The sequence below is a fragment of the Dyadobacter jejuensis genome (assembly GCF_003149085.1).
GTDB lineage: Bacteria > Bacteroidota > Bacteroidia > Cytophagales > Spirosomataceae > Dyadobacter > Dyadobacter jejuensis.
The window spans coordinates 471,118-482,868 of sequence record NZ_QGDT01000004.1; the positions used below are offsets into that span (position 1 = coordinate 471,118).

The 11,751-nt window shown below is 47.3% G+C and carries 11 protein-coding genes; 10 read left to right on the forward strand and 1 reads right to left on the reverse strand.

The window, feature by feature from the left end:
* Positions 1 to 25: 25 nt before the first annotated feature.
* Positions 26 to 3,847, reverse strand: a complete 3,822-nt coding sequence (locus CLV98_RS11175) for a trifunctional MMPL family transporter/lysophospholipid acyltransferase/class I SAM-dependent methyltransferase (RefSeq protein ID WP_109674383.1) — start codon at positions 3,845 to 3,847, stop codon at positions 26 to 28.
* 148 nt (positions 3,848 to 3,995) lie between these two features.
* Here CLV98_RS11175 and flxA point away from each other — a divergent pair, with 148 nt between their 5' ends.
* The 10 genes from flxA to CLV98_RS11225 all read left to right on the forward strand — a co-directional run bounded on the left by flxA (position 3,996) and on the right by CLV98_RS11225 (position 11,748).
* The gene (gene flxA / locus CLV98_RS11180; protein WP_109674384.1) at positions 3,996 to 5,525 is read left to right on the forward strand and encodes a flexirubin biosynthesis tyrosine ammonia-lyase FlxA; all 1,530 of its coding nucleotides are present in this window, start codon (positions 3,996 to 3,998) and stop codon (positions 5,523 to 5,525) included.
* Complete coding sequence (gene flxB / locus CLV98_RS11185) at positions 5,522 to 6,253, forward strand: flexirubin biosynthesis SDR family reductase FlxB (protein WP_109674385.1); 732 nt, start codon at positions 5,522 to 5,524, stop codon at positions 6,251 to 6,253. Before flxA ends, flxB begins: the two co-directional genes overlap by 4 nt.
* A 1-nt stretch (position 6,254) precedes the next feature.
* Positions 6,255 to 7,472: a beta-ketoacyl-[acyl-carrier-protein] synthase family protein gene (locus CLV98_RS11190; protein ID WP_109674386.1), complete on the forward strand. Its 1,218-nt coding sequence runs from the start codon at positions 6,255 to 6,257 to the stop codon at positions 7,470 to 7,472.
* 210 nt (positions 7,473 to 7,682) lie between these two features.
* A complete protein-coding gene (locus tag CLV98_RS11195; RefSeq protein WP_109674387.1) occupies positions 7,683 to 7,949 on the forward strand; it encodes a phosphopantetheine-binding protein in 267 nt (88 codons plus the stop codon).
* A gap of 3 nt (positions 7,950 to 7,952) precedes the next feature.
* Positions 7,953 to 8,825 (forward strand): lysophospholipid acyltransferase family protein, encoded by an 873-nt coding sequence (locus CLV98_RS11200; protein WP_109674388.1) that lies wholly within the window; start codon positions 7,953 to 7,955, stop codon positions 8,823 to 8,825.
* A complete protein-coding gene (locus tag CLV98_RS11205; RefSeq protein WP_109674389.1) occupies positions 8,818 to 9,234 on the forward strand; it encodes a hotdog family protein in 417 nt (138 codons plus the stop codon). The genes CLV98_RS11200 and CLV98_RS11205 overlap by 8 nt, the downstream gene beginning before the upstream one ends.
* 93 nt (positions 9,235 to 9,327) lie before the next feature.
* Complete coding sequence (locus CLV98_RS11210; RefSeq protein ID WP_109674390.1) at positions 9,328 to 9,741, forward strand: acyl-CoA thioesterase; 414 nt, start codon at positions 9,328 to 9,330, stop codon at positions 9,739 to 9,741.
* A gap of 18 nt (positions 9,742 to 9,759) precedes the next feature.
* Positions 9,760 to 10,842, forward strand: a complete 1,083-nt coding sequence (locus tag CLV98_RS11215; protein ID WP_109674391.1) for a beta-ketoacyl synthase N-terminal-like domain-containing protein — start codon at positions 9,760 to 9,762, stop codon at positions 10,840 to 10,842.
* Positions 10,839 to 11,477 carry a hypothetical protein gene (locus CLV98_RS11220; protein ID WP_109674392.1) on the forward strand — a complete coding sequence of 213 codons (639 nt, stop codon included), beginning with the start codon at positions 10,839 to 10,841 and terminating at the stop codon, positions 11,475 to 11,477. Before CLV98_RS11215 ends, CLV98_RS11220 begins: the two co-directional genes overlap by 4 nt.
* Before the next feature lie 10 nt (positions 11,478 to 11,487).
* Positions 11,488 to 11,748: a phosphopantetheine-binding protein gene (locus CLV98_RS11225; protein ID WP_109674393.1), complete on the forward strand. Its 261-nt coding sequence runs from the start codon at positions 11,488 to 11,490 to the stop codon at positions 11,746 to 11,748.
* Positions 11,749 to 11,751 lie beyond the last annotated feature (3 nt).

Below are 11,751 nucleotides of genomic sequence, written 5' to 3' on the forward strand. Positions count from 1 at the left end.
CTACCCTATATTTAGCTCAAAATAGTTAGTAACTGGTACGTTTCAATACGAAAAGTACATTGGAAGTAGTCTTGGAATGGGCTTCCATACTGGCTGCCATACCATGGCTACTGGCAAAGTCCTTAATGACTTGAGAATGGAAAAAATGGAATTCGTCACTTTTTTTGTTAAATCCAAATAATCCCGTCGAGAGCTGTTCCGTACGGCTGGTGTTTTTGTGCCGATCGGCCTGGTCGGTGATACCATCTCTGATGATGAGCAGGCCATCGAGGCTGAGGGCCTGGTGGCAACGCTCCAAAAGAATCCGTTGCTTATCGGCCGATAGGTAGTGAAGGACATCATTCAAAAAAATGACATCGCGTTGTCCCAAGTCGAAATGCATGATATCGGCTTCGGCAAATTGCAACTGGTCCGTCTTGTTATAAGCATTCAGAGCGGTACTGATCTTCCCGGCGTCGTAGTCCAGGCCCAAAATTGTACGGGTAGGGTCTTTGTAATGCAAATAAAATGATAAGTAACCGTATCCACAGCCAATATCTAAAATCTGCCGTCTGTCTCCGATTAAGGAGTTGTAATAGCTGAAGTTTTTCTCCTCCAGCTTCCATTTTACCTTAAAGTACCATTCCAGAACTGGCCCTTTAAATACATAATTACTGAATATCCTGGGTTTAAGATAGGTAGTTGTTTCCTTTTCTTGGGCGTACAATTGGTGTGCTTCCTTAAAAAACTGTGAAGCGTTCTTCGTTTTATCTCGTAAAGAGCTACCCCACTGAGACTCCTGCAGATGAATAGGCGGTAACACCTTTACGTTTAAGGTGCCAGAGCGAATCAGAAAATCGTTTTTGGGTAAAACCTCCGATGCCCCGTGAATAAGGATGGGTTGAATGGGGATGTTCAGCTCTGTTGCCAAATGAAAGGCGCCCTTGTGGAAACGCCCCATGGCTCCGTTGCTAGAACGTGTACCTTCCGGAAATATGAGAATGGAATACCCGTCCTCTATCAGAGCCCTGGCCTGTTGTAAGTTTTTTTCGGGCCCGTTGTCGGAGTAGAGGTATCCAGCATATCGAATGATGGGGCCAAAAAAGGGTGATTTATAAACCCATCCTTTCACCATCAGAACGAGCCTGGGGTTGATCATGATGGTGAGCAGTATGTCCAGAAAGGAACTGTGGTTGGCAATAAACAGGACGGGTCTCTGCGGATCGATTTCTTGCAGCCCCTCTAAGTTTTTTCGCACATGGGGACCAGAATATATTACCGTTTTAGCATAAAATGACAAGGCCTGGTTCATTAGTCTACGCTTCTTTTTCTTGCTGATGGGAAGCAATAGTATGGTGACCAAATGAGAATGTAAAATCAGACACCCGACCACAAAATAACAGAAGCTATTCACGCTGATCAGAAAGGGTAAAAAGGTGATGGGGGGCTTCTTTTTTTCGATTCGGTCCTGGACAAACAGTCGGAATAAGGCGGGCTGTACGATAAAGGACATGAACAGGATGCAACCGATACCCAGCATACTGATGAGCGCTATGGAGTGAATGGCGGGGTGCTTGGCCAGTATCAGGCAGCCGGTACCGATCAATGTGGTGAATCCCGACAGCCATATGGCGCTTTTATAGGACTGTAGGCTGTTGCGCCGGTGGTGGTACTTTTGTAAAAGTCCGTCGGTAACAAAGATACTAAAGTCGTCGCCGAGGCCAAAGATAAACGTAGTTACGACCACATTCACGAAGTTGAAGGGAATATGCAGCAAGGAGGCTATGCCCAGGATCCATATCCAGCTGATCACCATAGGGAAAAAGGTAAGCAGAGCCAGCTCGATGCGCCCATATACCAGCAGTAAAGTGATGAACACAATGGATGCCGAAAGGGCTAGCAAGTAGTTGAAGTCGTCTTTTACCATGGCCACGAGGTCTTCGGCTAGTTCGGCCCGGTCAAAAACGGTGACTCCCGCCAGGTTCCGTAGCTCTTGTTTGATGAATGGCAGATTTTGGTTTTCGACGACAATGGGCGTGATGTAAGTCGTTTTTCCCGCCTGCTTGTCTACCAGATTGTCTAGGCCTAGTTGCACCAAAATAGAATCGTGCTGGATCCGCGTTGCTGGCTTATCGATCCAGTTTTTAAAATCTTGAAAGGCTTCTGCTTGAAATCCGACTTGGCTGGAGCTCCGGTCTATTTGTCGGAATAGTTGTTCTTTTCTAGCTGAGTTCCAAAAGTTATTCCAACGCTGCGCTCGGCGGTTTTGAATGCTATCGGGTATCATGAACGCCCCAGCCGAAAGGAAGCTGCTGATGATGGCACTATCCTTGAGCGCCGAAAGTCTCCGATAGGCCCTATAGTTGGCTTCGGCAGCCTGCTGTGGGTCTGAGCTGGTGGCAAACAGATAAATTCTTTTTTCTTTTTCCGGGTTCAGGCCTGTCAATTGATTTTCCCGAACTTGTAGGTCGGCATCTTGGATGCTCAGGTTATCAAAGTGACCATCGAACTCGATGTGGCGCGCATGATAAAGAAAGAATAGGGTCCCCAGAAAAAGGAGTCCCAAGGTAGGGACAGGGCGTAGCTTGGGGAGCCATAAGGGCTGCGTAGCCTGCTTTCGTTCGGGCCAATCGATATCGACAACCGATACCACTATGGGCAGGACTATTAGGGTAAACAGGGCGGCCCCAAAGAGCCCCAAGGCGGCAAAGAGGCCAAAATCCTGAAGTACGATAGAATTGGCGAAAAGTAAGGCTCCAAAGGCCATAAGGGTGGTGAAGCTCCCTGTGAGCAAGGGGGCGCTGATGTCGCGCAGGACTTGGGGTATGGATCTTTCGTGGCGGTAATGCGTAAAGAAGTGGATGGCGTAGTCGAGTAATATCCCGAAAATGACGGCCCCGGTAGCCAAGGAGATACCCGAAATATTGGGCTTGATAAAACCGATGACCCCGAGCGCAAACATAGCGCCAAAAATACCTGGTAAGGTGAGCAATAGGGGGATAGATCTTATTCGATAGTAACCAAAAAGCAGGATAAGAATGAGTATCACCGAGAGAATGGCCGTTACGGTCGTGTCGGTTTTGACTTGGCTAGCGTTGCGTGCCGAAATCTCAAAGGTGCCAAAGTAAGATAAGGTGTGCTGGGGATGGTTGGCCTTCCAGTTTTTAGAAAATTCCTGTAGGTATTGGTGAAGGACTAGGTCCTGCTGGGAGTTTCCCGATTCGTAAGCAGTGGTGGCTGTCAGCAAGATCTGCCGCCTGTCGGCGGTCAGCATCACCCCATCTTCCACAATCACCTGGCCAGAATTATTGGTTTTATTGAGGGCTTGGTAGTAGCTCGCGCCAATTCCCAAGGGGTCGTTAATCATGAATGTTTTAACAAAATCGCCTCCTGGAGCCAATAGTTGATTTTTGACCCCCTGTAGGGCATTATATACGGTATCTTCCTGTATTTTGTCGACTATGCCGCTGTAATAGGCGCTGTCGATGAGTAGTGGGAAATTTGTTTGTGTAAAGTTATAGACGCTTTCCTGTGCTTCTGGTCGAGTGGTCCGTATATTTGCCAATAAGGTACACTGGCTCAGAGAATCGGCTAACTCGGTCAGTAGGGCCTCAGCCTCGTAAAGGTCCGAATTGGGCTCCCATTCTAAAGAAAATACAATTTGATTGATGAAATGCTTTGTTTGTACTAGCTGGTTGAACTCCTGAAACGCCTGGCCTTTAGGGAGTGTTTCAAAAATACTTTCGGTGACACGAAGGCGTGTCATTCCCCAGCCTAATACTCCCAAAAGCAACGAAAGGCCTAGGAAAAATGAGAGTCTGTTTTGGGATAATACTTTATTTAACTTTACGAAGAGTTCTCCAAGCATGAAATGTATAGTCGAGCGTTCGGAGCAAAATTAAACAAATGTAAGTGGCCCGCCAACTTATTAATGTACCATGACCAATGAGCCATTGGTTTGACAAAGCGGTAAAAAAAGATTTATTTTACGCCATATTTAACACTTGAAAGAATAAATGAATCAAATTTCCCTAGCTCATATCGAGCGGTATGCCATTAATAAGGAGGAAGTTGTGCTGGCGGAAGATGCCTTAGATAAAGTTTCCAGGTCTTTTCATTTTCTAACCGAATTTTCTAAAGATAAAATAATATATGGTATCAATACCGGTTTTGGTCCTATGGCTCAGTACCGTATCGACTCCGACCAGCTGCACAATCTACAGTACAACCTTATTCGTAGCCATGCTAGTGGGATAGGGAAAGCCTTGGACGAAACCTATGCACGTAGTGTGATGATTGCCCGGCTCAATGCTTTTTTGCAAGCCAACTCAGGGGTAAGCACTGCGGTAGTGGAGCAGCTCTTACTCTTTATCAATAAAGGGATCGTTCCCGAAATATTCGAACACGGAAGCGTGGGCGCGAGTGGCGACTTGGTACAGCTCTCTCACCTGGGTCTTAACCTGATCGGCGAAGGGCATGTGTACTACCAAGGAATACGCCAGCCCACGGCTAAGGTTTTGGAACAGCTCGGTATTAAGCCCCTAGCTATGAAACTCCGCGATGGGCTGGGGCTTATTAACGGTACGTCCTGTATGACGGGTATTGCGGCTATCAACCTGATATACGCCAAACGGCTGGTACATTGGGGCGTAGCGGCATCGGCCATGCTCAGTGAGGTCATAGAGGCATTCGACGACTCCTTCTCTAAGGAGCTGAATGCCGTAAAGCTTCATGAAGGGCAGCGCTGGGTGGCGGCCCAAATGCGCGCTTTCGTAGGGGATAGTGGCCTTATCCGGAATCGTGAAGAGCTTTTTAAAGATGATACTGCCCTACAGAAACGTGAATTTGAAAGGAAAATTCAAGAGTACTACTCGATACGTTGTGTTCCTCAGGTAATCGGCCCGGTCATCGACACGTTGAATTATGCCCAACAGATAGTCGAAGATGAGCTGAACTCCACCAACGACAACCCGATAGTCAACCCGGAGGAGAATAATGTTTTCCATGGAGGTAATTTCCATGGCGATTACATATCCTTGGAAATGGACAAGGTGAAGCTGGTACTCACCAAACTGACCATGTTGATGGAGCGGCAGCTCAACTTCTTGATGAACAGCAAACTCAACAACCGCTTTCCACCTTTTTTGAATGCCGGTACCTGGGGGCTAAACTTTGGCTTTCAAGGGGTACAGTTTACGGCGACATCGACTACTGCCGAGAACCAGGCCCTATGTGGATCGATGTATGTGCACAGCATTCCCAATAATAACGATAACCAGGATATTGTAAGCATGGGAACCAATAGTGCCGTTATGGCCAGGCAAGTTATCGAGAACTCCTTTCAGGTGATGTCTATTCATCTGATGGCGATTTGCCAGGCCATCGACCTGCTAGCGGCCGACGAAAAGGAGCGTCTGTCGAGCCAGGCACAGAAGGTGTATGCTATGATCAGAACCAAAGCCGCTTTTGTAGTGGAAGACACTCCCCAGGCGCAGTATATTGCCGAAGTATATGAAATGATTAAGGAAACCCATTTTGAATTATGAATTGTGCGTTAATTACGGGTGCATCTAGGGGGATCGGAAGGGCTATTGCCCTAAGGCTCGCTATGGATCACCAATTATATATACTGGTCAACTACTCCAGTAACCTGGAGGCTGCAGAGCAAACCCTGCAGCAGATCAGGGAACAAGGTGGTGATGGAGAGCTGTTGCCATTTAAAGTACAATATAAGCAGGAGGTCGATCAGGCTCTGGATGCCTGGAAGGCCAATAATCCCGACAAACACATCCATGTATTGGTCAATAACGCGGGCGTAACCCGCGATGGCCTCTTTATGTGGATGCCCGAGAGCGACTGGGATGAGGTAATGGACGTGTCGACGAAGGGACTATTTAATGTCACTCAAAACGCCATTCAACAGATGCTCAGGAAAAGGATAGGGCGTATCGTCAACGTGGCCTCGGTGTCGGGCATGAAAGGAGTGGCGGGACAAACCAACTATTCGGCGGCGAAAGGGGCCATCATCTCGGCCACCAAAGCCTTGGCACAGGAAGTAGCCAAGCGGAAGATTACCGTCAATGCGGTAGCACCGGGCTTTATTACGAGCGATATGACCAAGGAGCTTAACGAACAAGAGCTTAAGCAGATGATTCCTATGAATCGATTTGGCCAGGCCGAGGAAGTAGCCCATTTAGTAAGTTTTTTAGTATCGGAAAAAGCGGCGTATATTACAGGCGAAGTGATCAATATTAACGGAGGCATTTATTCATAATATGAGCAAAAGGGTAGTCATTACGGGCATAGGGATTTATTCCTGTTTAGGAACGAACTTAGATGAGGTCGCTAAGGCGCTTTATGCGGGCAAAAGTGGTATCGTGTTCGATCAGCAACGTAAGGACTTCGGCTATCGGTCGGCATTGACAGGCATGGTCCCCAAGCCCGACCTAAAGCCTTACCTTTCCAGAAGGCAGCGCATGGGCATGCATGAGCCTGCTGAGTATGCTTATATGGCTACCAAAGAGGCCTTGGAGCAGGCACAGCTAGATGTCGATTTTCTGGAGCAAACCGAAACGGGAATTATTTTTGGAAACGATAGTACAGCTGCCTCAGTGGTAGAGGCCAACGACAAAGTGAGAGAGAAAGGCGATACGACCTTGATAGGCAGTGGGGCTATTTTTCAGAATATGAATAGTACCGTAAATATGAACCTCTCGACGATCCTGAAACTTAAAGGGATCAATTTCTCCCTTAGTGCCGCCTGTGCTTCAGGGTCTCATTCCATAGGCATGGGGTATCTGATGATCAGCCAGGGGCTTCAGGATAGGGTCATCTGCGGCGGAGCGCAGGAAATTAACAAAGAGGCCATGAGTAGCTTCGATGGGCTTGGTACTTTTTCGGTGCGAGAGTCGGAGCCTACAAGGGCTTCTAGGCCCTTCGATAGGGATCGCGACGGCCTTATTCCGAGTGGAGGTGCGGCAACCGTTATTTTGGAGTCCTATGAAGAGGCAAAGCGCCGGGGAGCGCCAATTTTAGGCGAGCTTATAGGCTATGGCTTCTCCTCCAATGGGGAGCATATCTCTAACCCCAATATCGATGGCCAGGTACGGGCCTTACGCATGGCGATGAAACAAGCCGGGGTAACCGCCCAGCAGATCGACTATATCAACGCCCACGCCACCTCAACGGCCGTTGGCGATAGTAGTGAAGCACAGGCTATATTCGAAGTCTACGGCGACCAGGTGCCGGTTAGTTCCACCAAATCGATGACGGGACATGAATGTTGGATGGCCGGTGCCAGCGAAATAGTATATACCTTGCTGATGATGCAAAATGACTTTGTAGCACCCAATATTAATTTTGAAAATCCCGATGAGGACTCGGCCAAAATTAATATCATTAGCCGAACTCAGGAACAGAAAATCGATTGTTTCTTGTCCAATAGCTTCGGTTTTGGTGGTACTAATTCAACACTGATCGTTAAGAAGGCCTGAGTAAGACGTCGTAGTTCAGAGCCAATGTATGAGATAAATGAGTAAACGGTTTAAAGAATCGGGGTGAAATGTAGTATTTTTGCTATTTGTTTGATTGGCAAAGGAGCGAATCAGGCTAGAAATTAACTTTTCCGAGGATTGTAATACAATAATCCGTAAAAGTTAATGTGGGATAGAAACTATTAGTAAGAATAAATTAATTTTACAGCCATGTATTTAAATGATGAAAAAGTAGCTTTCGACGAGGTGATTGAAGGAATCCGTGGATTTCTATCGGAGGAGTTCGAGGTCGACCCGGCCGTTATTCTCGCTGAGAATAACCTGAAGGATAGCCTCGACTTGGATAGCCTCGACTATGTAGACCTGGTCGTGCTAATTGAAGAAAATTTGAACATCAAAGTAACGGGAGAGGACTTTAAAGATATCGTAACTTTTGGCGATTTTTTCGACCTTGTAAAAAAGAAACTAGGACGCTAAGGCATGAGCCGTTGGGACGGTAAGACTAAAGGTTTTTTGGCAGGTTATCAGATATTCCTGTTTTTTATTCAGCATACCAAACTTTCCGTAGTATACGCCTTGTTACGGATGGTGACCTATTATTATTATGTTTTCGCCCGAAAACCTAGAAGGGCCATTGAGGGGTTTTATAGAGAGTTTCTTCAGTATTCTTCGGGCGAAGCCAGGAAGCTGGCCCGCACCAATTTCTATATCTTTGGCCAGATCATGGTGGATCGAGCCGCCTTTCTATTAAATAAAACCAAGCATTTTAAGCATATTTTCCAAAACGAGGAGTATCTCCGCGATATGTTGGCGGCAGGCAAGGGGGGGATTTTGCTCAGCGCCCACGTGGGCAACTGGGAAACGGCCGGAAATCTCCTTGAAGGACGTATAACCCCCATGATTCATATTGTGATGCTAGACGCAGAAGTGGAGAGTATCAAACGCTTTATGAAGCAACGGACCGGAGGGCCTAAGTTTCAGTTGATTCCCATCAAAGACGATCTTTCTCACGTCATATCTATCCGTAATGCCCTGTTGAAGAACGAATTTGTAGCCATTCATGCCGACCGTTATCTGGAAGGTGCCAAATGTATCGAGATGGATTTTCTGGCCAGCAAAGCTCGTTTTCCGTTAGGTCCTTTCCTGATAGCGTCCAAGTTTCAGGCGCCCGTAACCTTCGTTTTTGCCAATAAAAATGGTCCATATCATTATCATCTGAGTGCCAGTCCACCGATATACCAGCAGATGAAACCAGAAGAAATTGCTAAATTGTACGTCCAAACCCTGGAGGAAAAGGTACAAGCGTATCCGGAACAGTGGTTTAATTATTTTGAATACCGAGTAAATGATTGATAGTAAGAATATTACGGATCTTATCCCACAACGGGCTCCTTTTGTAATGGTAGACGCCCTTACTTCGGTAGAAGCCCACCGATTCGAATCCACCTTCCTGATTGAGGCGGACAATATTTTTCTTAGCAAAGACGTGCTAGGAGAGAGTGCCTTGATAGAGAATGTGGCACAAACCAGCGCAGCTGGCTTTTCCATGGTGGAGTCAGCGGCAGGAGGAGAGCCCAAAATGGGATACATCGGATCGATCACCCGGGTTGAGGTGCATAGTTTGCCGAAGTTGGGCCAGACGATCCGAACCATCGTAGAGCCTACCCACCGATTAGACAATATAGTGATGGTAAAGGGGAGTAGCTTTGTAGGGGAGGTGCTCCTGCTAAGTTGTGAAATGAAAATAGTGCTGTCGAAGTAGCTGCTTAGAAAGGTTTTTTTAAAGCGAAATAATAGGCGTACTTAGAAAAAATGCCTATTCTTGTTTACCTCTTACGTTTTATAGAACTTTACGATGCTTTCTTCCGAGATAGAAATTGATATACGCTTTAGTGAAACCGACGCCATGGGTGTTGTATGGCATGGGAATTATTTGAAATTTTTTGAAGATGGCCGAGAGGCTTTTGGAAAAGAATATGGTCTTGAATACCTCACCATATTTGATAAAGGTTATTTTACTCCTATCGTCAAGTCGGAGATAGAGCATAAGGCTCCGGTATATTACGGCCAAAAAATACGAGTGATCACACAATACCTACCCGCTAAATCGGCCAAAGTGCTTTTTTCCTATGAGGTGATCAATATTACAACCGGGCAAATATGCGCCATCGGTAGTACCATGCAAGTATTCTTGGACAAAAATACCAGGGAGTTGGAACTGCTAACCCCCGATTTTTACAGAGATTGGAAATTAAAGCATTTGTCCTAAAACCACCTACCGATATCCATGATTTATATAGGCGCTGAAACGATGATTAGCCCTTTGGGGTCGACCACAGAGGAAAACTGGTCGGCTTTGAAAGAAAACCGTTCGGGAATTTCCTGGGTGGCAGGTGCCGGCCTGCACCACCAGGGCTTGTTTTTGGCACGGTTTCATCCCATCGAGAAAGACCGACGCTTTACGAGCCTATTATATGAAGGGATGCAGCAGGTAGCGTTGAAACTGGACCCCTCCATCATGCTGAGTGCCCGTACTCAAGTAGTGGTAAGTGCTACCAAAGGAGCAGTGGATACCGATATTCGCGATCCCTTTGGAGGCGTTTTTAATAAGTTTAAAACTCATTTTGGACTGGCTCATCAGCCTATAGTCGTCTCGAATGCCTGCATATCAGGGGTTCAGGCGATCAATTTTGGAGATGAATTGGTCGGTGCCGGCCAGTTTGACCAGGTGATCGTCATCGGGGTCGATCTGATAACCGACTTTGTCGTTAATGGGTTTCAGTCCTTATATGCCGTTAGTGACAAGCCTTGTCGGCCTTTCGATGCCGCCCGAAAGGGCATCACCCTGGGGGAGGGCTGTGCCGCCGTAGTGGTGGGTAACGACCGCAGTATTTTTGCCGAAGCACCTTTGGAGCTGTTAGCAGGGAGCTCGTCTAACGATGCCAACCATATCTCGGGTCCCTCGCGTACCGGAGAAGGGCTGGTGCGGGCCGTACGACGCACCCTAATGCGCCAAGGTTGCCAGCCCGAGGATATCGACCTAGTGTCGGCCCATGGCACTGCTACCCTCTATAACGACGAAATGGAGGCCATTGCCTTTAACCGATTGGGGCTTCAGGAGTGCCCTACGCTGAGTCTTAAAGGTTACTTTGGCCATACCCTAGGCTGCGCCGGGGTGTTAGAAACGGCCGCCACCATGCAAATGATGCGCCACGGACTGATGGTTCGTAGCGAAGGCTTCGAAAACCTGGGTACCTCTAAGCCGTTACCTATCCTCACCGAAAACTGTAAAGGACCCATTAACACTTTTATCAAAACGGCCTCTGGATTCGGAGGGGGGAATGCCGCCTTAATCGTTCGGAAATTATGACTGTTATAAAGGGTTATTGCCATATAAATAAAGAAGACTGTTGGGTGAACGGAAAGCCGGTTCTTGCCAAAACAGACGATCCGGAGTATTCCTGGCTTCGTCAGATCTACAATTTCGTAGGGCTTAGCTATCCCAAATTCCATAAAATGGATCAGCTCGCACAGGCCGGAGTGTTGGCCTTGGCACTTTTGAAGCATGAAGGGGACTTGCCCATGGACTATTCCGAGGAAGGGGTCGACTTGGTGCTGGCCAACCGCCATGCTAGTGCCGGTTCCGATCTGCGTTTTCAGGCCAGCTATGCCGACCATGCCGCCCCTAGTCCAGCATTATTCGTGTATACCCTTCCCAATATTGTGTTGGGAGAAATAGCCATTCAGCAGAAGTGGTATGGGGATCATATCTTTGTGGTTCTTCCAGCCTTCGATCCCGATTTCTTTATCCAATATGCCCAGCGCCATATTCAGCAAGGATGCCAGGCCGTAATAGGAGGGTGGCTGGAAGTAACCGATACGGAAACCGATGTGTTTTTGTTCCTTGCCGAAGCCGAGGAATCGACGGGTAAAGGGGGATCCCTTCCTTTGGCCGCCATAAATGAACTTTACCGGCAGCCTATGCCTTCAATATCGAAATTATAACGTACCGATCATGGATCAGATAAAACAAGAATTAAAAAAGCAGATTATTGAGCAACTGAATTTGGAGGATGTAGCCGTCGAAGATATCGCCGATGATACCCTGCTATTCGCTTCTGATGGACTGGCATTGGACTCTATCGATGCGCTGGAGCTCATCGTGCTTCTGGAGAAGTTCTATGGAATACAGGTTGTCAATCCCGAAGAAGGCAAGACGGCCTTTAAGTCAGTAGATACTATGGCCGCCTATATTCAGCAGAAAACCGCCCAGTAACTT

What these genes read in the sequence shown, in the direction of transcription:
- CLV98_RS11175 (WP_109674383.1), bottom strand. Translation starts at nt 3,847, where the DNA reads ATGCTTGGAGAACTCTTCGTAAAGTTAAATAAAGTATTATCCCAAAAC.
- flxA (WP_109674384.1), top strand. Translation starts at nt 3,996, where the DNA reads ATGAATCAAATTTCCCTAGCTCATATCGAGCGGTATGCCATTAATAAG.
- flxB (WP_109674385.1), top strand. Translation starts at nt 5,522, where the DNA reads ATGAATTGTGCGTTAATTACGGGTGCATCTAGGGGGATCGGAAGGGCT.
- CLV98_RS11190 (WP_109674386.1), top strand. Translation starts at nt 6,255, where the DNA reads ATGAGCAAAAGGGTAGTCATTACGGGCATAGGGATTTATTCCTGTTTA.
- CLV98_RS11195 (WP_109674387.1), top strand. Translation starts at nt 7,683, where the DNA reads ATGTATTTAAATGATGAAAAAGTAGCTTTCGACGAGGTGATTGAAGGA.
- CLV98_RS11200 (WP_109674388.1), top strand. Translation starts at nt 7,953, where the DNA reads ATGAGCCGTTGGGACGGTAAGACTAAAGGTTTTTTGGCAGGTTATCAG.
- CLV98_RS11205 (WP_109674389.1), top strand. Translation starts at nt 8,818, where the DNA reads ATGATTGATAGTAAGAATATTACGGATCTTATCCCACAACGGGCTCCT.
- CLV98_RS11210 (WP_109674390.1), top strand. Translation starts at nt 9,328, where the DNA reads ATGCTTTCTTCCGAGATAGAAATTGATATACGCTTTAGTGAAACCGAC.
- CLV98_RS11215 (WP_109674391.1), top strand. Translation starts at nt 9,760, where the DNA reads ATGATTTATATAGGCGCTGAAACGATGATTAGCCCTTTGGGGTCGACC.
- CLV98_RS11220 (WP_109674392.1), top strand. Translation starts at nt 10,839, where the DNA reads ATGACTGTTATAAAGGGTTATTGCCATATAAATAAAGAAGACTGTTGG.
- CLV98_RS11225 (WP_109674393.1), top strand. Translation starts at nt 11,488, where the DNA reads ATGGATCAGATAAAACAAGAATTAAAAAAGCAGATTATTGAGCAACTG.